Raw genomic sequence first — 22,629 nt, forward strand, 5'->3', positions numbered from 1 at the left:
AGGGCTTGAGCGGGACGCGCACCGTGCCCGCCACTTCCAGGCTGCGCGACTGCGTCGGCGCCAATCCGATGCCCAGTCCCGCCGCGACCAGCGACAACTGCCCATGCAGGCGCGGCGCGGTCGCCGCCACCTGAATCGAGCGACCCGCCACGCGACAGCGGTCGCGTATCGCGGCATACAGCGCCGGCCCCTGCGCCTCGGGGAACAGCACCAGGGGCTCGGTGGCCAGCTCCTCGACACGGACCGTCGTCCGGCCGGCAAGGCGGTGGTCGGCGGGCAGCACCGCGTCGAAGCGGTCGTTTGCCAGCAGCACGCTGGCAAGGCGCGCATGCGTGTCGAAGGGCGGATGGCCGATGCCCAGATCGATCTCGCCGGCGGCGATCAGCGCCAGTTGCTCGTTGGTGGTGGCTTCCTGCAGCACGAACTCGACCGGCTCCGACGCGGCCGACAGGCTGCGCAATGCGGCCGGCAACGCGCGATAGAGCGCCGCCGAAACGTAGGCAATGCGCAGGCGCCGACGCCGCTGCTGTCCCGCCGCACGCGCCGCCTGCTGCGCGCGCCGCTCCGCGTGCAGCAGCTCGATCGCCTCCTCGCGCAGCCGCTCGCCGGCGGCCGTCAGCGCGACGCGCCGGCTGGTCCGATCGAACAGCCGCACGCCGATTTCCTCTTCCAGCCTGGCGATCGCCCGGCTCAGATGCGGCTGCGCCATGCCGACCTGCTGTGCGGCCCGGCCGAAATGCAAGGCGTCGGCCACCGCCAGGAACAGCTTCAGTTGCTGGAATTCCATTGATACCCCCGGACGTATCGAACGATGCCATTTTGGGTGATTGATGTATGGATTGGCGAGGGCTATCTTCGCCGCCATGGACTCGCCCAAGGAAGGAACGATGAAGCAGCTGCTGGCAATTGCGCTGTGCGGCCTGGCAATGACGCTGGCAAAGCCCGCGTCGGCGCATCACGGCTGGGGGTATTACGACACCGCCGCGCCGCTCTACTTCTCCGGCCGCGTGGTGTCGGTGACCTGGCGCAACCCGCATCCGCAGGTAACGATCGAGGTCGACGCCAAGGCCCTGCCCGCGAACTGGAACGCCTTGCCCGTGCCGCCCGACCTCGCCGAACTTGGCTTTGCCCGCACGCTGGCGGCGGTACGCGCGCCGGCCCCGCCCGGACGCTGGACGCTCGACCTGGCACCGATCAATCGGCTCGAACGATGGGGCATGCCGCGCGAGCCGCGCCCCGGCGACCGGCTCGAGGCGATCGGCTTTCCGTCCTGCGCCGACCGCCATGTCGCCAGGCCGGCCCTGATCGTGCTGGACGGCGTCGGCGTACGCCAGCAATCGGTCGCGCTGCCCGCCGGATGCAGCGGCGCGCCGCGCGGCTGAGCGGGACGGTGGGTGAGTAGCGGCATGGAAGCGTGGAACGCCTGGTTCGCAGCGGTCGAAGCATGGCAGCCCGTCGTTGCGCTGCGTGGATCGACGTGGGCTTATCCGCTGGTCAGCTGGCTGCATCTGCTCGGCATCGCGCTGCTGTTCGGCACCATTGCAGTGGTCGACCTGCGGCTCGCCGGCGGCTTGCTGCGGCTCGATGACGCCGCGCTGCAGCGGACGTTGGTACCGCTGTCGCTCGCCGGCTTCGTGCTGGCGGCGCTGTCGGGACTGCTGCTGTTTGCGCCGGCGGCGCGGGAGTACCTGTCGAACCCGTGGTTCGCCGCCAAGCTTGCGCTGATCGCTGCCGCGGCCCTGAACGCGCTGGCGCTGCATCTGGCCTCGCGCCGGCGCCGGCGTCGGAGCCCGGACCCGCACCCAACCTCCCGCCATGGCCGGCTGGCTGGAGTGCTGTCGCTGGGGCTGTGGGCGACCGTGATGCTGGCGGGGAGGATGCTGGCGTTCGGATGAGCCGGCGTGCCCTCTCCCAAACCCTCTCCCGCTTGCGACAGAGGGGCTGGGGGAGAGGGCAACGGCGCTCGCAATCCCCGCAAGCGCCTCGCATTTCCTGAACTTTACTGTTACCCCACGGTCACATCGAGTCCGTTTCCTCACTGCCATTTGCCCCACCTGGGAGCCCCGCATGAAAACGACTCCGACCCGCCTGTTGCCCCTGTCGACGCTTGCCGTGTCGCTCGCCATGACCGCCGCCGCGACAACGGTCGCCGCCGCCGAACCCGCGGCCAGCACCCCGACGCCCTCCGTCACCCCCTACGGCCCGCAACTCGAAGGCTTCCCGTACCCGCAGCCGATCCAGCGCTTCACCTTCCAGTCGCAGCAGCAGGACCTGTCGATGGCCTTCATGGACGTCGCGCCGAAGGGCAAGCCCAATGGCCGCACCGCGGTGCTGCTGCACGGCAAGAACTTCTGCGGCGCGACGTGGGAAGCGACGATCGACACGCTGACCAATGCCGGCTTTCGCGTGATCGCGCCGGACCAGATCGGCTTTTGCGCGTCCACCAAACCGCGCGGATACCAGTTCAGCTTCGCGCAGCTCGCCGCCAATACGCAGGCGCTGCTGCAATCGCGCGGCGTGACGCGCGCCACCGTGATCGGCCATTCGATGGGCGGCATGCTGGCCGCGCGCTTCGCGCTGCAGTATCCGAAGACGGTGGAGCAACTGGTGCTGGTCAATCCGATCGGGCTGGAAGACTGGCAGGCCGAGGGCGTCCCCTATGCCACCGTCGATCAGCTGTATCAGGGCGAGCTCAAGACCAGCTTCGATTCGATCAAGGCCTATCAGCTGCGCTTCTACTACAACGGCAAGTGGCGGCCCGAATACGATCGATGGGTATCGATGCAGGCCGGGATGTACGCCGGTCCCGGCAAGGAACAGGTGGCCTGGAACCAGGCGCAGACCTCCGAGATGCTGTTCACGCAGCCGGTCATCCACGAGTTCTCGCGGATCGGCGTGCCGACGCTGCTGATGATCGGCGAGAAGGACCGTACCGCGCCGGGCGCGAATCGCGCCGCGCCGGAGATTGCCGGAAAGCTGGGCAACTATCCGGTGCTGGGACGGAGCGCGGCGCGCACGATCCCGAACGCGACGCTGGTCGCATTTCCGGAGCTGGGCCACTCGCCGCAGGTCGAGTCGCCGGCCCAGTTCCACAATGCGCTGCTGCGCGGGCTGGGGGTTGCGGACGGCCCGCGTTGAGCGCGCAGGCTGACGGGCCGCGGTGATGGAGTCGGCGGGATGGAGTCGGCGGGATGGAGTCGGCGACCCGCTGTGATCGGTCAGTTCCGATCAAAAGGTGACATGCCCGCAAGTGGAGCTCGGGGGCCGGCATCAAACTTGGTGCCGTTTTTCCCACCCGGCGACTTCCATCCAGCACCGCAGGGGCGTCGCTGGTCACCTCTCCTGGAGAACGCCCATGTTGCACGCCATCGTCAACCGTTCTACCCCTCCCTCCGCTCCCTCTGCTCCCCTCGACACGAGCCCTGCTGCCTCCCCGCAAGAATCGACAACGCCGACACCCGCGGACTTCGACCAGCTGATCCTCGATCTGCAACAGGGCAACGGCGCCGCCGCCGCAAGCCGGCTGGCCCGGCAGCCGGCTCTGGCGACCATGACCGACTCGCAGGGCAACACCGCCTTGATCGTCGCCGCGGAACACGGCGCACTCGAGGCCGTCTCTTGCCTGCTGGAGGGCCCTGAGCGCGCCCGCCTCGATGCCGCGAACAACGCGGGCGACAACGCCTTGCTGCTGGCAACCGTTCACAACCATCTGGAAGTCGTCCGCCAGCTCATTTCCGCAGGCGCCAATCTCGAGGCGAGTGGCCGATACGGAAACACACCGTTGATTCTGGCCGCAGACAGGAATTGGACCGATGTTGCCGACGCGCTGATGGATGCCGGCGCGAACGTCAATGCCGCAAACCATAAAGGCGACACCGCATTGATCTTCGCGGCGATCCACGGCAATCGTCACCTGTTGCTTCGGCTGCTCGCGGCTGGCGCACACGTACACACAAGGAACAGCGTCGGACACACCGCCGTGATGATGGCGGCGCGCCAGAACCACGCAGACATGGTGCGGGATCTGATCAAGGTCAATGCCGATATCGATGGAGCCAGCCATGCCAGATACACGGCCCTGATTCTTGCCACGGAATTCTTGGCGATAGACACCGTTCGTGTACTGTTGGATGCCAACGCCAACGTCCATCTCAGAACCGAGAGCGGGAACACGGCGCTGAGCCACGCCGCGCAGAAAGGCCACGTTGCCATCTTCGACGCGCTGGTGAAGACCAACGCCAACGTCGATACCATGAACAACGCCGGCGCTACGCCGATGATGCTCGCGGCCGAAAATGGGCATGTCGATGTCCTGGTGCGCCTGCTGAAGGCCGATGCCAATCGCGACGCCACCGATCATCTCGGCAACACGGCGTTGATCCGGGCCTCGGAAAAGGGCCAGCATGAAGTCGTCCGGACCCTGATTGCCGCGCGAGCCAATGTCCATGCGCGCGACCACCACGGGAACGCCGCGCTGATGACCGCGGCCGCCAACGGAAAGACCGACATCGTCAGGCAATTGGTCAACGCCGGCGCAAACGTATACGCCCGGAACGAAGCCGGCCACACAGCCGCCCAGCTGGCGCTGCACGCCGGCCACCGTGATGTCGTCAAGCTCCTCGAGGCCCCGCCCTTAGGCTGACGCGATACCGACACCCGCCGGCGGAAGGCGCCGAGGGCTTCTACGGCACCCTCGGTTACACCGACGCCGGCAGCAGCACGACCTTGGCCGCGGCCACCCGTCCGGCGGACAGATCGTCGAATGCCTGAGGGCCGTCGGCCAGGGATCGGGTCTCGACCCATTCCAGGTCGCCAAAACTGCCGGCGTCCAGCGCCGCCACCGTCGCGCGCATATCCGCCATCGTGTAGGTGTAGGTGCCGAGCAAGGTCAGCTCGGCGAGCGTCAGCTTGCGCATGTCGATCTCGCTAGCCCAGTCCTGCAGGCCGATATGCATCACCACGCCGCCCGGGCGTGCCGCGCCGATGGCGAGATTCCGGGTCGGCTTGGCACCGCGCCACCCCACTCTCCGCCCAGTCCGATGCCCTGCGCGATCCGGCAGATCAGCAGCAGGATGGGAGCCCAGACGCCGATCTGTTCGTAGGTCGGGATCAGGCCGATGGCGGTGGTGGCGACGCCCATGATCATCAGCGTCAGGACCAGCATGCGCTTGCGGCCGAGCGTATCGCCGAAGTGGCCGAAGATGACGCCGCCGAGGGGACGGGCGACAAAGCCAGCGGCGAAGGTGGCGTAGGCGAGCAGCGTGCCGACCAGCGGATCGGTGGACGGGAAATAGAGCTTGTTGAAGACCAGGCCGGCCACCACGCCGTACAGAAAGAAGTCGTACCACTCCACCATCGCGCCGATCGTGCTCGACGTCACTACCTTGCGTAGCTTGCGCCCCGGGTCCTGCTCCGCGGTCCGCGTCGTCATGGCTGTCTCCTGTGAGTCTTGTCATGGGGGCGCGCTGGACGCCCTTGTATCGATGAGGCCGCGTGCGGGTCCGCCGTCTGCACCGGCCGTTGCCTATTTCGCCGTGTACCCTCCGTCGACCATGAAGGTCTGGCCGGTGATATAGGCCGCCATATCGCTGGCGAGAAACGCCGCCAGCCCCTGCAGGTCTGCCAGTTCGCCATTGCGCCCGATGCAGGTGTGGGCGGCGTGATGCTGTGCCAGCGCCGCGTCGGCAAATACCGGCCCGGTCAGCGCGGTCGGAAAGAAGCCCGGTCCGATCGCATTGCAGGTAATGCCATGCGAGGACCACCGCTCGGCGATGGCGCGCGTCAGCTGGACGATGCCGCCCTTGGCGGCGCCGTATGGCGCGCTGTTGGCGAAGGCCCGATACGACTGCAGCGACGCGATGTTCAGAATGCGTCCCCAGCCGGCATCGCGCATCGCGGGCGCCAGCGCCTGGGTCAGAAAGAATGGCGCGCCGAGGTGCGTATCGAGCTGAAGGCGCCAGGACGCGGGCGTGACCGCTTCAAACGGCTCGCGCAGGTTCATGCCCGCGGCATTGACCAGGATATCGATATGCCCGTGCCGGTCCCGCATGGCCGCAACGGCCGCCGGGATGGCGTCGAGATCGGAGACGTCGCAGGCCGCCGTGTCGACCGCTATCCCGAGCGCATCAAGCCGGCCCGCAGCGGCATCGAGCTGAGCCTGGCGGCGCGCGGCCAGCAGGATGCGCGCACCGGCGCGGCCCAAGGCCATCGCGATCGTCTCGCCGATTCCCGAGCTGCCGCCGGTGACAAGGGCCTGACGGCCGTTCAGCCCGGCGGCAAGCCCGGTAGCGGATGCCGGGCCATCAAGGACCGACATGGTCAGACCTCCACCGGCGCGCCCATCTCCGCGCGGGCACCCGGAAAGTACTTCGCCATGCGGTCGTCGGCGGTACGCGCATGCGCCTCCATGCCCTCCAGGCGCGAGATGCGGGCGGTGACCTGCCCGATCTGCCGGGTCGCCTCGCGCGTCATCCTTTGCCACGTCAGGGTCTTCATGAACTTGTGAACCGACAGGCCGCCCGAATAGCGGGCCGCGCCCTTGGTGGGCAGCACGTGATTGGGCCCGCTGGTCTTGTCGCCGAACGCCACCGTGGTTTCCTCGCCGAGGAACAGCGAGCCATAGCACGTCAGGTTGGCGAGCCACCAATCGAGATCGCGGGCATGGACCTCCAGGTGTTCGGACGCGTAGCGGTCGGAGATGTCCGCGACCGCTTCGCGGCTGTCGCACAGGATGACCTCACCGTAGTCGCGCCACGCGGCAGTCGCGGCATCCCTGGCTGTCGGGGGCAACGCGGCGATCAGGTCCGGGACCAGCGCCATCACCCGTTCGGCCAGCTCGCGCGATGTCGTGAACAGCCAGGCGGGAGATTCGTGCCCATGTTCGGCTTGCCCGACCAGATCGCTGGCCACGATGGCGGCATCGGCGCTGTCGTCCGCGATGACCGCAACCTCCGACGGCCCCGCGAACACGTCGATGCCAACCTGGCCGAACAGCGTGCGCTTGGCTTCCGCGACGAACTTGTTGCCGGGGCCCACCACCACGTCGGCCGGTTTTCCCGTAAAGAGGCCGTACGCCATCGTCGCGATCGCCTGCACCCCGCCAAGGGTCAGAATCAGGTCCGCGCCCGCCGCCTGGAAGGCATACAGAACGTGAGGATGGATACCCTGGCCGCGGAACGGGCTCGAGCATGCCACTACGGTCCTGACCCCCGCAGCCTTCGCCGTCGCGACGCCCATATAGGCGGAGGCGATATGCGCATAGCGGCCGGCGGGCGCATAGCACCCGACCACGTTGACGGGAATCACGCGCTGACCTGCCGTCACGCCCGGGTGCAGTTCCACCGAAAACTCCTGCAGCGACGCCTTCTGCGGGGATCAAGACGATCCTGACCTGGTCGCTGTCCAGCCACTATCCCTGTATCGGCTTCGACAACGTCGAGATCGGCGCGCTGGCCGCCAGGCATCTGTATGACCTTGGCCACCGCGACTTCGGCATGATCTCCGGGATTGCCCAACACAACGATCGGGCGCGACTACGTACCGAAGGATTCCTCGGCACGCTGCGTGCACTGCGGATCAAGCCGGACGCCGGCGCGCTGTGCGAGCAGCCCTACAGCTTCGCCGGCGGCCGTGCCGGCCTGCGCCACATACTGCAGGCGTCGCCGAGCCGGCCGACCGCCATCTTTTGCGGCAACGATGTGCTGGCGCTCGGCTGCCTGTTCGAGGCAACCGCGTTGGGCATCCAGGTGCCCGATCAGCTGTCCATCGTCGGCTGCGACGACCTGCCGATCTCCGCGGAGATCACGCCCGCGCTGACCACCATTGCGCTCGAAAGCGCGACGCTGGGCCGCATGGCCGCCCAGGCGCTGCTGTCGTGGCTGCAGGACGGCGTGGAGCCGGGCCGGACCGAGCTGCCGGTCACGCTGGTAGAGCGTCAAACCACCGCGCCACCGGCCGTCCGCGCCTGATCGCGGCCTGACCATCGTCGCGTTCCAGCGCCTCCCTCCTCGGTGGTGCCCTGCATGGTCTTGCCGCTGATTTCGCCGGCATAACGCTGATCGCCCGCGACGAACTAGATGCTGGTGCCGGCGATGCGGCCGTCGCTGCTCGACCACCCGCCCTCACCCCAACCTCACCGGCAAGCGGGAGAGCGAGTGTGATCGCGCCCCGACGGACCGCCGGACACCATACCGGAGCGGAGGCAAGGGAAAACACCGATCCATCCAGACATTGATTCGCAAAAGAATCCATACCTATACTTCGAACGTACCGCAAATCGCATCGAGTCACCTGCCGAAAAAGGGACTCGATCTTTTTTTAACCCGGCAATGAAACGATTCATCACGCACTTCCCGTAGCGGTCTTTACAAGGACCGCTCCATTCTCTTTCCTCTGTTTCGGCCCAACGATGCAGAGGAAGGGGACGTTTCGCGCGCGGCACCGCGGCGAGACGCGTACTCCCGGATCCTCATCGATCCCTCCGATTCAAGGAAAACCATGGCCCGCATTCCGTACTTCGACATGTCGCAAGCCCCCGAGTCCTATCTTCGCCTGATCGGTTCGCGCCCGCCGCTGAACCTCTACCGCATGCTGCCGCACGCGGGCAAGGCGGCCGAAGGCTTTCTGGCGCTGGGCGGCGCGATCCTGCGCGAGAACAGGCTCGATTCGAAGCTGCGGGAGATTGCGATCCTGCGCGTGGGCATCCTCAGCGGAGCCGGCTACGAGGTCCACCAGCACAAGCGCGTGGCACGCCGGGTGGGACTGGCCGACGAGAAGATCGCCGCGCTCGAACAAGGAGCCGATACCTCCGCGCTCGACGAGACCGAGAAGATGGTGCTGGCCTACACGGACCAGGTGCTGTTGCACGTGAAAGCGCCCGACGCGATGTTCCACGCCTTGTGCGAGCGGCTGAGCCCTGGCGTCGTTGCCGAGCTGACGCTGGTGATCGGCTTCTACATGCTGGTGAGCCGTTTTCTCGAGAACTTCGAGGTCGACATCGAGCCGCCGGGCACGATCGCTTGACCGGATCACTTGACCGGATCACTTGACCGGATCACTTGACCGGATCACTTGACCGGATCGCTTGACCGGATCGGTTGACCGGATCGGTTGATCGACATCGGGCACCGTCGCATTCCCCCGCCAACAAGACAGATCGAAGCCATGAACCTTGCTCCCCAGGAAGTCGACCCGGGCCTTCAGATGCATGACGAGACGCTGGGCCGCGCGCCCGGCCGCGGCCGCCTGCAGGGCCGCCGCGTACTCGTCATCGGCGCCGGCCAGCGAGAGATACCCGAAGACGATCCGCCGGTCGGCAATGGCCGCGCGATCTCGCTCCTGTTTGCGCGCGAAGGCGCCAGCCTGGCCTGCGTCGACATGTCGAAGGCCGCCGTCGACCATACCTGCGCGCAGGTAGAGCGCGAAGGGGGAAAGGCCTTTGCCGAGGTCGCCGATGTGCGCGACGACGATGCCATCGCGCCGCTCGTGCGGCGCTGCGCCGAGCGCCTGGGCGGGCTCGACGGGCTGGTACTGAATGTCGGGATCTCGAAGGCGCTGCCCCTCGCCAGCCAGACCGCCGCCGACTGGGATGAGGAGTATGCGGTCAACGTGCGCAGCCACATGCTGTTCAGCCAGGCGGCGCTGGAGGCGATGGCACCGGGATCGTCGATCGTGCTGATGTCCTCCCTCGCGGCGGTGCGAAACACCGGGCGCAATCCGGCCTACGAATCGTCGAAGGCCGCGCAGGTAGCGCTCGCGCGCGCGATCGCCGTGGCGGGCGAGCCCAGGGGCATCCGCTGCAATGCGGTGCTGCCGGGCCTGATGGATACGCCGATGGGCCGGGATGCATCGCGCCGCCGGCCGAACCGGGCAGCGGCCGTACCGTTCGGCCGCCAGGGCACCGGCTGGGAAGTCGCCTACGCCTGCCTGTTCCTGATTTCGCACGAATCGAGCTACGTCAACGCCCATGCGCTGATGGTCGACGGTGGGCTTGGTGTCGGCGTGGCGCGCGCCTGAACGTGTCTTCTGCCTTCAAACGCTGACCATGCCTTCGGCATCGGCTCCCTCCAATCGCTCGGCATCTCCATCATGAATACCATTTCCTCCGCTGCCCTCACCACGCCCCACTCCGAACCGGCCAGCAGCAGTCTCGAAGGCCGCGTGGCCATCGTCACCGGCGCCGGCTCGCGCACCGCCGACATCGGCAATGGCCGCGCCGCGGCCATCCTGCTCGCGCGCCGTGGCGCCCGCGTGCTGCTCCTTGACATGCAGCTGGACGCGGCGCGCGAGACCGAGCGCATGATTGCGGCCGAGGGTGGCACCGCGCTCGCCGCGGCATGCGACGTGTCGGTTGCCGAACAATGCCGCGAGGCGGTGGCCACCGCCGTCAAGGCCTGGGGCCGCGTGGACATCCTCGTCAACAACGTCGGCATCGGCGGGCCGGCCGGCACCGCGGTCGAGCTGGACATCGAGCAGTGGGACCATGCGCTGCGCGTCAACGTCACCTCGATGATGCTGATGGCCAGGTACGCGATCCCCGAGATGCGCAAGATCGGCCGCGGCGCCATCGTCAACATTGCCTCGGTGGCGGGGCTGATCGGCGGTACGCCCGCGCTGCTCTATCCGACCTCCAAAGGGGCGGTGGTAAACATGACCCGCGCCATGGCCGCGCATCACGGCGTCGAGGGCATCCGCGTCAACTGCGTCGCGCCCGGCATGGTCTATACGCCGATGGTGGCCGGACGGATGACGCCGGAGGTGCGCGAGCTACGCCGCAAGCGCTCGCTGCTGCAAACCGAAGGCTCCGGCTGGGACGTCGGTCACGCCGTCGCCTACCTGGCCAGCGACGAGGCACGCTGGGTCACCGGCGTGATCTTCCCGGTCGATGCGGGGACCACCGCGGGCAACGCCCCCTCGCCCGGCCTGAAGCCCGATGCCGCGACCCAGGCGAAGTCCGCCTGAACCCATTCCGGAACCCCCCATGCCACGCATTCCCCTGTTGCCCGAGCACCCTGAAGATGCCGCCGCGAAAGCCCTGTTCGACCACGTTCGCGCGGCGCGCGGGGCCGGCTTCAAGATGCCCTATCTCTACCGCGTACTGGGCACCGCGCCCGAGATGTTCCGCGCCTGGCTCGACTTTGCCTGGCCGCTGCGCCTGAACGCCAGGACTTCGCGTCCATTGCGCGAACTGCTGATCCTGCGCGGCGCGCAGGTCGCCGGCACGGCTTACGAGTGGGCACACCACCTGCCGATGGCACTCGAGGCCGGCGTCAGCGATGCGCAGATCGATGCGCTCGCGCACTGGCGCCACACCGACCTGTTCGATGCGAGCGAACGCGCGGTGCTGCAGCTGGCCGAGGAGGTCACGCTCGGCCCCAGCGCCTCGGAGGCGACCGTGACGCAGCTCAAGGCCTGCGGCTTCGACAATGCGGCCGTTGTCGAGCTGGTGTTGACGGCGAGCTTCTATGTCTGCGTCAGCCGCTTCCTGCAAACGATGGAAATCGAGCTGGAGCCTGGCTACGAAGCGCATCTCGCACGGATGTGAGCGGGGCTACCGGTGCGGGGTTCGCGCAGGATCGGCAACCCCGATGGCCATAAAAACGGAGGAGAACCAATCAAAATGCAGAGGAATTTCATCGCGACGCGTCGACAGATCTGCGTCCTGGCGATCGGCGCCGCCGCCAGCGCCGCGCTGTTGACGAGTGCCGGCGCCATGGCACAGGAAACGGGATTTCCGGATCGGCCGCTCAGGATCATCCTGATGTTTCCTGCCGGCAATGGACTGGATACCAGCACGCGCAATTTCGCCGACGCGCTGTCCAAGGAGCTGAAACAGCCGGTGGTCGTTGAAAACCGCCCCGGCGCCAATGGCACCATTGCGTTCTCGGCCGCCCGGATGGCGCCGGCCGATGGCTACACGTTGCTCGTTGGCAGCTCCTCGGGAATGACCATCCCGCTCGCCTTCGGCCGGTCCCTGCCCTACGATCCGGTCAAGGACTTCAAGCTCGCGGGCGGCATGCTGCGCGCGCAAGCCATCCTGACCGTGCCGGCCAATTCCGAGATCAAATCCATGCGCGACCTGGCCCAGGTCGCCAAGGCCAGGCCCAACCCGATCACCATCGGCACCTACTCCGACGGCTACTACCTGACCTCCCAGCGGCTGGCCAAGATGGTGGGCATCCACCTGCAGAACGTCCCTTACAAGGGATACCCGATGGCGCTGCCCGATCTGGTGGCCGGGCGCATCGACATGGCGTATGGCGATGCCACGGCGACACAGGAGCTGATCAAGACCGGAAAAATCCGCCCGCTCGCAGTAACGGGCACGTCGCGGCATGTCAATTACCCTGACGTTCCGACGGTGGCCGAGAGCGGGTATCCCGATTTCTCTTACTACAGCTGGGATGTGTTCCTGGTGCGCAGCGAAACGCCGGCCCCGGTCACCGAGAAGCTCAGGACCGCGATCCGCCGCGTGCTCAATGGCCGCGAGTACCCGGCCTCGCTCCGTGCGAACGGGTCTGAACCCATGCTGGACGACCTGCCCGCGATTCAGCGCATGATCACCGAGGAGGTGACGCTCTACAAATCGCTGATCGCGAGCCTGCCAAAGCGGGAGTAGCATTCGGCCGCCATGACACCGAGATGGGCGGCGACGGCGCGACCATGGCCAGACGATGGTGTGGCGGGTCGCTTGCCGCCCTGCTCGACGTGGAGCCTTCCGATGCTATCCGCCAATGCCATGCGTGGCGACGTCGGTCAAGGCTTCATCAAGGTCGCGTTCCAGCGCCCTCCCCCTTCGGTCGTGCCCTGCATCGTCCTGCCGCTGATCTCGCCGGTATAACGCTGATCACCGGCCACGAACGTGATCTTCGTTCCCGCGAGGCGGCCCTCGCTGATCGGCGTGCTGGCGCCTTCCTCGCGCAGCGTCCCTTCGACCATCTGGTACTTCTGCGTCAGCACCAGCTGCTTGTCGCCCATCCGCCAGGTCCCCTGCACCTTGGCGGGGATCACCCACTTGTAGGCAGTGCAGTGCCCCGCGCAACCCTGGGTGACCTGGGCCGTCTCGTCGGGCTCCCAGTCGTCCATCGTGAAGGTATTGGAGACGACGCGAGTGCCCGGCTTCATGTTCAGCAAGGTCGGACGCAGCCGGAGATTGAGGTCCGGCAGCAGGAACAGCGTCACCACGGTGGCGTTCGAGAAGTCCGACTTGAAGATATCGCCCTGGTCGAACCGCGCACGATTGCCCACGCCCTCGGCCTGCGCCGTCCGGCGCGACAGCGCCACCAGGTCGGGATTGAACTCGATGCCGCGGGCGCTGGCGCCGCGCTTGGCCGCGGTGATCACCAGCCGGCCATCGCCCGAGCCGAGGTCGACCAGATGGTCCCTTGGCGTGAGCTCGGCCATGTCCAGCATGCGGTCGACCAGCGCCTGCGAGGTCGGCACCCACACCACGTCCTTGCCGGACTGACCGACGGACGGCTTGTAGACCGAGGTCACCTCGGACGCCGTCTCCGTCTGCGCCAATCCGGGTCCGCTGAATGCCATCGCCCCCGCGGCGACAAGCGCGGCAGCGACGAAGGACTTGTGCAAGATCGTCATCGACGTTCTCCTGTTCTGAGGGTCACATGGGGTCCGGTGAAGCATCCTGTCTCTCCGCGGCTTCGGCCTGCTTGCGCTTGAACAGCAGGATCGGCGCGCCCGCGGCGAGCATCGCGACCCCGATCAGCGCCGCGGCGCCGGTATAGGTCACGCTGGCATACAGCATGTACAGGCAGGTGAGGCAGAAGATGATCGGCGTGACCGGATACAGCGGCACGCGATACGGCAAGGCGCGGCCGGGATGGCGCCAGCGCAGCACGAACAGCGAGAGGCCGACCAGCAGCAGGAAGCCCCAGAACACCGGCGCGGTGTAGTCGACCATCGCCTTGAAGCCGTCGCGCGTGATCGCCCCCACCGCGATCAGCGCCAGCGCGATGATCCCCTGCGCGATCTGGCCATTGGCCGGCGTCTTGCCGCGGCCGTTCCAGACGCCGACCCATTGCATGACGGTCATGTCGCGCGCCATCGCGTAGAACACGCGCGAGCCGGTAAAGATGGTGGCGTTCAGCGTCGAGATCGCGGCGACCACGATGGCCGCCGTGACCACGCGCTCGCCGATCGGCCCCGCCACCACGCGCATCATGTCGGCGGCCACCGCATTGGACTGGCGCAGCCCGTCCAGCCCCAGGACCGACAGCAAGGCGAGGTTGGCCAGCGTATACAGCACCACCAGCAGGACCGTGCCGCCCGCCAGCACCTTGGCGATATTGCGCGGCGCGTCCTTCAGTTCGCCGGCCAGATAGGCCGCCTCGTTCCAGCCGCCATAGGTCAACAGCACGAAGATCATCGCCATGCCGATCGCCGCGGTCTCCGGCGGTATCGCAGGCGCGGTGCGTTCGGCAGTCTCCGGCGAGCCGAACAGCCCGAACAGGATGATCGCGCCGATGGCGCCGATCTCCAGGAACGTCACCACCACCTGCAGGTTCTTGCCCTCGATGGTGCCGATCACATTGATCCCGGTCAGCACGATCACGGCCAACGCGGCATAGATCGCCGGGCTGAAGGGATCAAGAGGGCCGAACAGACCGGCAGGCAGCAGCTGCGCCACGTAGTCGCCCAGCATGAAGGCGACCGCCGCAATCGCGCCGGTCTGGATGACGGTGCAGCGCGCCCAGCCGAACATCATCGCGGTGGAGCGGCCGTAGGCACGCGACAGGAAGTGGTATTCGCCGCCGGCGTTGGGATGGGCCGCCGACAGTTCGGCGTAGCACAGCGCGCCGATGAAGGTGATGATGCCGCCGACGATCCAGACCACGATGAACATCGCCTCGGAATCGACGCTGCCCGCGACGATCGACGGCGTGCGGAAGATCCCAACTCCAAGGACGAGGCCCACCATGATCGTGATGGCATCGAAGACCGACAGGATGCCCTGCGGTCGGGGCTGGTTCGGATCGGTCATCCCTATCCCTCGGACGGATGGAGCGAAATCGGCTTGCGAAATGCGCTTGCATTCCGGAACCTGCATTCCGGGGCCTGCATTTCGCGCTCGCATCGCTGCCGTGGCAGGCAGCGAACCTGTCTGCCTGTCCACAATACGAAACATCCGAAGGGGTGACTAGGGGTGCGGCGGCCTCCTCCGCGGCCGGGTCATTCGACGTGACGAAGGGGACGCTCCAAACCCGCCGAAAATGACATCGGTGTCATTCAACGTTGGCCGAAAGCCGCACCCGCGAACAGGTCCTTGAACTCGCGCGGCTGCGAACGCCAGTACTGCTTCGGCGCCTGGACCTGCGCGCCGAGCTTTGCCGCGGCGTGCCACGGCCAGCGCGGGTCATACAGCATCGCCCGGGCCAGCGACACGGCATCCGCCTCGCCGTTGGCGATGATGCTCTCGGCCTGCTCCGGCTCGGTGATCAGCCCGACCGCGATGGTCGGCAGTCCCACCTCGGCCTTGACCCGCTGCGCGTACGGGACCTGATAGCCCGGTCCCAGCTTGATGGCCTGCTGCGGCGACACGCCGCCCGTCGTCACATGGATCGCCGCGCAGCCCCGCCGGACCAGCTCCTTCGAGATCGCCACCGTGCCCTCGATATCCCAGCCGTTCGGCACCCAGTCGGTCGCCGAGATGCGCGCCCACACGGGACGGTCGGCCGGGAAAACGGCACGCACCGCATCGAACACTTCCAGCGGAAAACGCATCCGGTTCTCCAGGCTGCCGCCGTACTCGTCGTCGCGATGGTTCGCGATCGGCGACAGGAACTGATGCAGCAGATAGCCATGCGCGGCGTGGATCTCGATCGCATCGATGCCCAGGCGCGCAGCGCGCTTCGCGGTCTCGACGAAATCGCGCTTGACGCGCTCGAGGCCGGCGCGGTCCAGCGCAACCGGCGGGACTTCGTTCGGCCCATGGGGAACCGCGGACGGCGCCTCGGTCAGCCAGCCCTGCGGCTCGTCCGGGCGAATCTGCGAGCCGCCATCCCACGGCGCGCGGCTCGACGCCTTGCGGCCCGCATGCGCGATCTGCATCGCAATCTTGATCGGCGAATACGCGCGCACCGCCTTCAGCACGCGGGCCAGCGCCGCCTCGTTGTCGTCCGAGTACAAGCCCAGGTCGTAGGGGGTGATGCGGCCCTGCGGCGAGACCGCGGTGGCTTCGAGAATCAGCATGCCGGCGCCGGACAACGCCAGATGGCCGAGATGGATCAGGTGCCAGTCGGTGGCATTGCCCTGCTCCGCCGAGTACTGGCACATCGGCGCGATCAGGATGCGGTTGTCGAGCTGCAGCTTGCCGATCTGCAGCGGGGTAAAGAGAGCGGACATCGAGAACCTCTTCTTGTTCGGGTTGGTATCGGCCCTGTCCCGGGCTTGCCAGGCGGGCCAGGCAGGCATTGTGCGGCAACTGAGCGTTTGCTGCAGGGAGCGGGCACGGCCCTGACCGACGCATCCTGGTGCGTGGCCCGCCGATCGTGGTGCTGCGACTCCCGCCGATGGTGCCCGCCGAGGGTGCCGCCCCAGATTCCCGCGGACCGCCTCGCCGCGTTTCGAGCGGGACGCTCCGCGCCATCGCCGCAGCGGTGCAGGAATGGCGATGGCATATCACTTGCTTTGGCAGTCCCGACGTCTCTTCCCGCCGCTTCCCTACTCAGGAGCCTTGCCAGTGAACTGCTTCGCCTGCGCTTTCGCATCGATGTCGACCGCCGCTTCGTCCCCCACTGCCGCCTCGGCATCGGCCACACGCCCAAGGCTCGGCACCATCGGCGCGGCGATCGCGCTGTCGCTGCTGGCCTTGCCGGGGTCCGCGATGGCCGAGAAGGTCTTGCGCATCGGCATGACGGCCGCCGACATTCCGCGCACGCTGGGCCAGCCCGACCAGGGCTTCGAGGGCAACCGCTTCAGCGGCATTCCGATGTACGACGGCCTGACGCAATGGGATCTGTCGAAGAGCGATGGTCCGAGCCTGCTGATCCCTGGCCTCGCCACCGAATGGAAGGTGGACGCGAAGGACAAGACGAAGTGGGTCTTCAAGCTGCGCCCCAACGTCAAGTTCCATGACGGCACGCCATTCAACGCCGATGCGGTGGTGTGGAACGTCGGCAAGGTACTGGACAAGACCGCGAAGCAGTTCGACCCGAGCCAGGTCGGCGTGACCGCATCGCGCATGCCGACGCTGCGCTCGGCGCGCAAGATCGACGACCTGACGGTGGAGCTGACCACCTCCGAGCCCGACTCCTTCCTGCCGTACAACCTGACCAACCTGTTCATGGCGTCCCCCGCGCAATGGGAGAAGAAGTTCGCCGCGGTGCCGGCCTCGGTCACCGACCCGGTCGAGCGCTCCAAGCAGGCGTGGGTGGCCTTTGCCGCCGACGCGGCGGGCACCGGACCCTTCAAGATGAGCCGCTTCGTGCCGCGCGAGCGCCTCGAGGTCGTCAGGAACGCCCAGTACTGGGACGCGAAGCGCGTGCCGAGGATCGACAAGGTCGTGATGATGCCGATGCCGGAGGCCAACGCGCGCACCGCGGCGCTGCTGTCCGGGCAGGTCGACTGGATCGAGGCACCCGCACCGGACGCCATCGCGCAGATCAAGAGCCGTGGCTTCCAGGTCTACGCCAACGCGCAGCCGCATATGTGGCCGTGGCAGCTGTCGTTCGCGCCCGGCTCGCCCTGGCTGGACAAGCGCGTGCGCCAGGCGGCCAACCTGTGCGTCAACCGCTCCGGCCTGAAGACGCTGCTGGGCGGCTACATGGCCGAGGCCAAGGGCATCGTCGAGGCGGGCAATCCGTGGTGGGGTAATCCCAAGTTCGACATCAGGTACGACCCCGCCGGCGCACGCAAGCTGATGCAGGAGGCGGGCTATTCGGCGGCCAAGCCGGTCAAGGTCAAGGTGCAGGTCTCCGCCTCGGGCTCCGGCCAGATGCAGCCGCTGCCGATGAACGAGTACGTGCAGCAGAACCTGAAGGAGTGCTTCATCGACGTCGATTTCGACGTGGTCGAATGGAACACGCTGTTTACCAACTGGCGCATCGGCGCCAAGGACCCGAGCGCCCACGGCGCCAACGCGATCAACGTCAGCTTCGCCGCGATGGACCCATTCTTCGCCATGGTGCGCTTCGTCAGCAGCAAGACGCAGCCGCCCGTGTCGAACAACTGGGGCTACTTCAGCAATCCCGAGTTCGACAAGCTGATCGAGACCGCGCGCACCTCGTTCGACGACAAGCGCCGCGACAGTGCGCTGGCCAAGCTGCATGCCCGCATCGTCGAGGAGGCGCCCTTCGTGCTGATCGCGCATGACGTCGGCCCGCGCGCGATCTCGAAGAAGGTCAAGGGCGTGGTGCAGCCGCAAAGCTGGTTCATCGACATCGCCACGATGTCGATGGACTGATCGAACGCGACCGACTGCCCCGGACCCGCCATCATGTCCTACCTGCTTCGCCGCGCGCTGTATGCCTTGCCCATCCTGCTGGGCGTCGCGCTGCTGTGCTTCTCGCTGGTGCATATCGCGCCGGGCGATCCGCTGGTGTCGGTACTGCCTCCCGATGCCTCCGAGGAGATGCGCCAGCAGCTGGCCGCGCTGTACGGCTTCGACAAGCCCTTCATCGAGCAATTCGTGCACTGGCTGACGCGCGCGCTGCACGGCGACCTGGGCACGTCGATCGCCACCAGCCGCCCGGTGATGCGGGAGGTCGCCACCGCGGTCGTCAATTCGGTCCGGCTGGCGGCAGTGGCCACGCTGATCGGCTTTACCTTCGGCTGCCTGTTCGGCTTCGTCGCCGGCTACCTGCGCGATTCGGCGGTCGACCGCGCGGCTTCGTTCCTGTCGGTATTCGGCGTCAGCGTGCCGCATTACTGGCTGGGCATGGTGCTGGCCATCGTGTTCTCGGTGATGCTGGGCTGGCTGCCGGCGACGGGCGCCGGACCGGGCGGCTCGGGCGACTGGAGCTGGAACTGGGAACACGTCCAGTACATGCTGCTGCCGGCGATCACGATGTCGGTGATTCCGATGGGCATCGTCGCGCGGACCATCCGGGCGCTGGTGGCGGAGACCCTGTCGAACGAGTTCATCGTCGGCCTGAAGGCACGGGGCCTGTCCGACCTGGCGGTGTTCCGTCACGTGGTCAAGAACGTCGCCCCGACCGCGCTGTCGGTGATGGGTCTGCAGCTTGGCTATCTGCTCGGCGGCTCGATCCTGATCGAGACGGTGTTCGCCTGGCCCGGCACCGGCTTCCTGCTGAACTCGGCGATCTTCCAGCGCGATTTTCCGCTGCTGCAAGGCACGATCCTCGTGCTGGCCGTGTTCTTCGTGCTGCTGAACCTGGCGGTGGACGCGCTGCAGACGCTGTTCGATCCGCGCATCCAGCGCAACTAGCGATCCGGAGAACGCCATGGAAATGACGCTGGACAATGCCGCGGCGCCCGCCGCGGTGGAGCGCTCCCCCGGCTACTGGACCACGGTAGGTCGCCGGCTGTTGCGCAACAGGCTGGCGATGGGCGCGGCCCTGATCCTGCTCGCGCTGATCCTCGTCGCGTTCCTGGCGCCGTGGCTGATGCCGGCCGATCCCTACGCGTCCTCGATCCTGAAGCGGCTCAAGCCGATCGGCACCGAGGGCTATCCGCTCGGCACCGACGAGCTCGGCCGCGACATGCTGTCGCGCCTGATCCTCGGCGCGCGGCTGTCGCTGTTCATGGGCATCACGCCGGTGCTGATCGCCTTCGTGCTGGGCAGCGCGCTGGGCATCGTGGCAGGCTATGCCGGCGGCTGGACCAATACCGCGATCATGCGGGTGGTCGACATCTTCTACGCCTTTCCGTCGGTGCTGCTCGCCATCGCGCTGTCGGGCACGCTCGGCGCCGGCGTGGGCAATGCGCTGCTGTCGCTGACCATCGTCTTCGTCCCCCAGATCGCGCGCGTGGCCGAGAGCGTCACCACCCAGGTACGCCATCGCGAGTTCGTCGACGCCGCACGGGCCTCCGGGGCGTCCGCCCTGACCATCGTGCGCGCGCACGTGCTGAACAACGTGCTGGGACCGATCTTCGTCTACGCCACCGGCCTGATCTCGGTGTCGATGATCCTGGCCTCCGGCCTGTCGTTCCTGGGCCTTGGCGTCAAGCCTCCCGAGCCCGAATGGGGGCTGATGCTGAACACGTTGCGTACCGCGATCTATACCCAGCCTTGGGTGGCCGCATTGCCCGGGGCGATGATCTTCGTGACCTCGATCTCGTTCAACCTGCTCGCCGACGGCATCCGCTCGGCAATGGAAATCAAGGACTGAGCCGATGCCGATGTCTATGTCGATGTCATTTTCCGCGCCGAACGCCGACCTCGGCGGCCCTGCGCAGCCGCTGGTGATCGCGCGCGACCTGGTCAAGCATTTCCCGCTGAAAGGCAGGATTCCCGGGCGCCGCGCCGGCGCGGTACGCGCGGTCGACGGCGTCAGCTTCGACGTGCTCAAGGGCGAGACGCTCGGCGTGGTGGGCGAATCCGGCTGCGGCAAGTCGACCACGGCGCGGCTGCTGATGCAACTGATCGAGCAGGACAGTGGCGAGCTGATCTTCGACGCGCTGGGCGTCGGTTCCGCCCAGCTGCCGCTCAAGCGCTACCGCAGCCAGGTGCAGATGGTGTTCCAGGACAGCTATTCGTCGCTGAACCCGCGGGTGACCGTGGAGGAATCGATCGCCTTCACCGCGCGGGTGCATGGCGTTCCGGCGCGCGAGGCGACCGAGCGGGCGCGCCAGCTTCTCGCCCGCGTGGGCCTCGAGCCGTTGCGCTTCGGCGGCCGTTATCCGCACGAGCTGTCCGGCGGCCAGCGTCAGCGCGTCAATATCGCGCGTGCGCTGGTGCTGCGGCCCCGGCTCGTGATCCTCGACGAAGCGGTCTCGGCGCTCGACAAGTCGGTCGAGGCCCAGGTGCTGAACCTCCTGCTGGACCTGAAGGCGGAGTTCGACCTGACCTATGTCTTCATCAGCCACGACCTCAACGTGATCCGCTATCTGTGCGATCGCGTGATGGTGATGTACCTGGGCAAGGTCGCCGAGATCGGCGATACCGAGGCGATCTACGCCGATCCGGCCCACCCCTACACGCGCGCGCTGCTGGCATCGATGCCGTCGATGGACCCGGACCGGCGCACGCTGGCGCCGCCGCTCGCCGGCGATCCGCCCAATCCGATCGACCCGCCGTCGGGATGCAGTTTCCATCCGCGCTGCAGCCTGGCCGAGGCCGTGTGCGGACAGCGCGCGCCCGTGCTGTCCGACGCGATGGCCGGTCATCCGGTGGCCTGCCTGATGGCCGATCCGAACGGCGGCCATTCGCGCCCGCTGGTACGGCAGCCGGCGGCCATCGCCGCCGCTCCCTGCTGACGGAGGCCGGCATGCAATCCACCGTATCCGCATCGACGCCGGACGCCGCGCCTTCCTGCACCGCGCCTTCGTCCGCGACCCCTTCCACCGCCGCGCCTTCCACCGCCACGCCGATGATCGCCGTGCGGGACCTGCATGTCGCCTTCGACGCCGGCGGCAAGACCATTCGCGCCGTCAACGGCGTCTCGCTGCAGGTGGCCCCGGGCGAGGCCGTCGCGCTGATCGGCGAATCCGGCTCGGGCAAGAGCGTGACGTTGCGCGCGCTGATGCGGCTGCATCCGCCCCGCCGCACCACGATGACCGGCGACATCCGCATCGATGGCACCGACCTGATGCGGCTCGATGCCAGGGGCCTGGCGAGGATCCGCGGCGGCACCGTCGCCATGGTGTTCCAGGAACCCTTGCTGGCGCTGGACCCGGTCTACACGATCGGCCAGCAGATCGTCGAATGTATCCGCGCGCATGCCCGCGTTTCGGCCGCGCAAGCGCGCCAGCAGGCCCTGCAGGCGCTCGAGGCCGTCCGCATCCCGAGCCCCGAGCGGCGCCTGGCGGCCTATCCCCACGAGCTGTCGGGGGGGATGCGCCAACGCGCGATGATCGCGCTGGCCTTGTCCGCCAGGCCGAAGATCCTGCTGGCCGACGAGCCCACCACCGCGCTCGATGCCACCGTGCAGATCCAGGTGCTGATCCTGCTGCGCGAGCTGCAGCGCGCGCTCGGGCTGTCGATCGTATTCGTGACCCACGATATCGGCGCGGCCGTCGAGATCGCCGACCGTGTCGCCGTGATGTACGGCGGCCGCATCGTCGAGGAAGGTCCGATCCGGACGCTGCTGCGCGATGCGCGCCATCCGTACACCGTCGCGCTGCTGCAAAGCCGCCAGCACGGCATGGCACGCGGCGAGCGGCTGACCGCCATTGCGGGATCGCCGCCGGATCTGGCCGCGCTGCCCGCCGGTTGCAGCTTCGCGCCACGGTGCGCCCATGCGCGGGCCGAATGCCTGGAACGCGTGCCGCAGCCCGTCTCGCTGGGCGACGGCCATCGCGTCAGCTGCGTGCTTGCCGCCGCGGCAGAGCCCGCCCAGGCCGTGGCTTGACACCCTGGAGCGGCCCCCCCAACCATCGCGCATCGTTCCGCCTCTCGCGGTCGGCGGTCGCGTTCGCCGAACACGGGGTCCCGCCCGCCGCGTGAGCGAGGCGGTCGCCCTGGCCCGGAGATGGGCTGAGCCGAGCCACGAT

21 protein-coding genes and 3 pseudogenes are annotated in these 22,629 nt (G+C 67.6%); 15 read left to right on the top strand and 9 right to left on the bottom strand.

The annotated features are described in order from the left end of the window. A partial coding sequence (locus AC6EI8_RS09870; RefSeq protein ID WP_498381836.1) for a LysR family transcriptional regulator occupies positions 1–787 on the bottom strand: 787 nt, incomplete at its 3' end. A gap of 100 nt (positions 788–887) precedes the next feature. Here AC6EI8_RS09870 and AC6EI8_RS09875 point away from each other — a divergent pair. The 4 genes from AC6EI8_RS09875 (at position 888) to AC6EI8_RS09890 (ending at position 4,642) form a co-directional block, all read left to right on the top strand. Beyond that, complete coding sequence (locus AC6EI8_RS09875; protein WP_149318312.1) at positions 888–1,382, top strand: DUF6152 family protein; 495 nt, start codon at positions 888–890, stop codon at positions 1,380–1,382. 24 nt (positions 1,383–1,406) lie between these two features. Then, positions 1,407–1,895: a DUF6644 family protein gene (locus tag AC6EI8_RS09880; RefSeq protein WP_498381837.1), complete on the top strand. Its 489-nt coding sequence runs from the start codon at positions 1,407–1,409 to the stop codon at positions 1,893–1,895. Positions 1,896–2,067: 172 nt separating this feature from the next. Next, positions 2,068–3,138, top strand: coding sequence for an alpha/beta fold hydrolase (locus tag AC6EI8_RS09885; RefSeq protein WP_498381838.1), 1,071 nt, complete (start codon positions 2,068–2,070; stop codon positions 3,136–3,138). A gap of 217 nt (positions 3,139–3,355) precedes the next feature. Further along, positions 3,356–4,642, top strand: a complete 1,287-nt coding sequence (locus AC6EI8_RS09890) for an ankyrin repeat domain-containing protein (protein ID WP_498381839.1) — start codon at positions 3,356–3,358, stop codon at positions 4,640–4,642. 55 nt (positions 4,643–4,697) lie between these two features. Here AC6EI8_RS09890 and AC6EI8_RS09895 read toward each other — a convergent pair. The 4 genes and pseudogenes from AC6EI8_RS09895 to hpsN form a co-directional block, all read right to left on the bottom strand. Beyond that, a pseudogene (locus AC6EI8_RS09895) lies at positions 4,698–5,012 on the bottom strand (galactitol-1-phosphate 5-dehydrogenase); the annotation flags it as partial. Continuing rightward, positions 5,009–5,431, bottom strand: a pseudogene (locus AC6EI8_RS09900) (MFS transporter); the annotation flags it as partial. The pseudogenes AC6EI8_RS09895 and AC6EI8_RS09900, both read right to left, overlap by 4 nt. Positions 5,432–5,524: 93 nt before the next feature. Further along, a complete protein-coding gene (hpsO, locus tag AC6EI8_RS09905) occupies positions 5,525–6,316 on the bottom strand; it encodes a (S)-sulfopropanediol 2-dehydrogenase HpsO (protein ID WP_498381840.1) in 792 nt (263 codons plus the stop codon). Between the two features lie 2 nt (positions 6,317–6,318). Next, a pseudogene (hpsN, locus tag AC6EI8_RS09910) lies at positions 6,319–7,368 on the bottom strand (sulfopropanediol 3-dehydrogenase); the annotation flags it as partial. A 50-nt stretch (positions 7,369–7,418) separates the two neighbouring features. Here hpsN and AC6EI8_RS09915 point away from each other — a divergent pair. The 6 genes from AC6EI8_RS09915 to AC6EI8_RS09940 all read left to right on the top strand — a co-directional run bounded on the left by AC6EI8_RS09915 (position 7,419) and on the right by AC6EI8_RS09940 (position 12,616). Next, positions 7,419–7,967 (top strand): substrate-binding domain-containing protein, encoded by a 549-nt coding sequence (locus tag AC6EI8_RS09915; protein WP_498381849.1) that lies wholly within the window; start codon positions 7,419–7,421, stop codon positions 7,965–7,967. A 529-nt stretch (positions 7,968–8,496) separates the two neighbouring features. After that, entirely contained in the window at positions 8,497–9,021 is a 525-nt protein-coding gene (locus AC6EI8_RS09920) for a carboxymuconolactone decarboxylase family protein (protein WP_149318307.1), read from the top strand. Between the two features lie 87 nt (positions 9,022–9,108). Continuing rightward, entirely contained in the window at positions 9,109–10,014 is a 906-nt protein-coding gene (locus tag AC6EI8_RS09925; protein ID WP_498381841.1) for an SDR family NAD(P)-dependent oxidoreductase, read from the top strand. A 72-nt stretch (positions 10,015–10,086) separates the two neighbouring features. Further along, complete coding sequence (locus AC6EI8_RS09930; protein ID WP_149318305.1) at positions 10,087–10,959, top strand: SDR family NAD(P)-dependent oxidoreductase; 873 nt, start codon at positions 10,087–10,089, stop codon at positions 10,957–10,959. Positions 10,960–10,978: 19 nt separating this feature from the next. Then, the gene (locus AC6EI8_RS09935; RefSeq protein ID WP_190286372.1) at positions 10,979–11,542 is read left to right on the top strand and encodes a carboxymuconolactone decarboxylase family protein; all 564 of its coding nucleotides are present in this window, start codon (positions 10,979–10,981) and stop codon (positions 11,540–11,542) included. A gap of 75 nt (positions 11,543–11,617) precedes the next feature. Next, a complete protein-coding gene (locus tag AC6EI8_RS09940; protein WP_150083721.1) occupies positions 11,618–12,616 on the top strand; it encodes a tripartite tricarboxylate transporter substrate binding protein in 999 nt (332 codons plus the stop codon). Positions 12,617–12,753: 137 nt separating this feature from the next. Here AC6EI8_RS09940 and AC6EI8_RS09945 read toward each other — a convergent pair whose 3' ends face one another. The 4 genes from AC6EI8_RS09945 to AC6EI8_RS09960 form a co-directional block, all read right to left on the bottom strand. Then, a complete protein-coding gene (locus tag AC6EI8_RS09945; protein WP_498381842.1) occupies positions 12,754–13,596 on the bottom strand; it encodes a class I SAM-dependent methyltransferase in 843 nt (280 codons plus the stop codon). A 22-nt stretch (positions 13,597–13,618) separates the two neighbouring features. Then, a complete protein-coding gene (locus AC6EI8_RS09950) occupies positions 13,619–14,998 on the bottom strand; it encodes an APC family permease (RefSeq protein ID WP_498381843.1) in 1,380 nt (459 codons plus the stop codon). Positions 14,999–15,243: 245 nt separating this feature from the next. Further along, positions 15,244–16,359 (bottom strand): NADH:flavin oxidoreductase/NADH oxidase, encoded by a 1,116-nt coding sequence (locus tag AC6EI8_RS09955; protein ID WP_498381844.1) that lies wholly within the window; start codon positions 16,357–16,359, stop codon positions 15,244–15,246. Positions 16,360–16,677: 318 nt separating this feature from the next. Then, positions 16,678–16,869 (bottom strand): hypothetical protein, encoded by a 192-nt coding sequence (locus tag AC6EI8_RS09960; protein ID WP_226106360.1) that lies wholly within the window; start codon positions 16,867–16,869, stop codon positions 16,678–16,680. Here AC6EI8_RS09960 and AC6EI8_RS09965 point away from each other — a divergent pair. The 5 genes from AC6EI8_RS09965 (at position 16,841) to AC6EI8_RS09985 (ending at position 22,487) form a co-directional block, all read left to right on the top strand. Further along, positions 16,841–18,418, top strand: coding sequence for an ABC transporter substrate-binding protein (locus AC6EI8_RS09965; RefSeq protein ID WP_498381845.1), 1,578 nt, complete (start codon positions 16,841–16,843; stop codon positions 18,416–18,418). The two genes, AC6EI8_RS09960 and AC6EI8_RS09965, sit on opposite strands and share 29 nt — an antisense overlap. A 33-nt stretch (positions 18,419–18,451) precedes the next feature. Continuing rightward, positions 18,452–19,402, top strand: coding sequence for an ABC transporter permease (locus AC6EI8_RS09970; RefSeq protein WP_498381846.1), 951 nt, complete (start codon positions 18,452–18,454; stop codon positions 19,400–19,402). A 16-nt stretch (positions 19,403–19,418) separates the two neighbouring features. Then, positions 19,419–20,306: an ABC transporter permease gene (locus tag AC6EI8_RS09975; RefSeq protein WP_226105553.1), complete on the top strand. Its 888-nt coding sequence runs from the start codon at positions 19,419–19,421 to the stop codon at positions 20,304–20,306. Between the two features lie 4 nt (positions 20,307–20,310). Next, the gene (locus AC6EI8_RS09980) at positions 20,311–21,393 is read left to right on the top strand and encodes an ABC transporter ATP-binding protein (RefSeq protein WP_498381847.1); all 1,083 of its coding nucleotides are present in this window, start codon (positions 20,311–20,313) and stop codon (positions 21,391–21,393) included. A gap of 113 nt (positions 21,394–21,506) precedes the next feature. Next, the gene (locus tag AC6EI8_RS09985) at positions 21,507–22,487 is read left to right on the top strand and encodes an ABC transporter ATP-binding protein (RefSeq protein WP_265635442.1); all 981 of its coding nucleotides are present in this window, start codon (positions 21,507–21,509) and stop codon (positions 22,485–22,487) included. Positions 22,488–22,629 lie beyond the last annotated feature (142 nt).

The sequence above is a fragment of the Cupriavidus sp. R6-3 genome, from assembly GCF_059772245.1.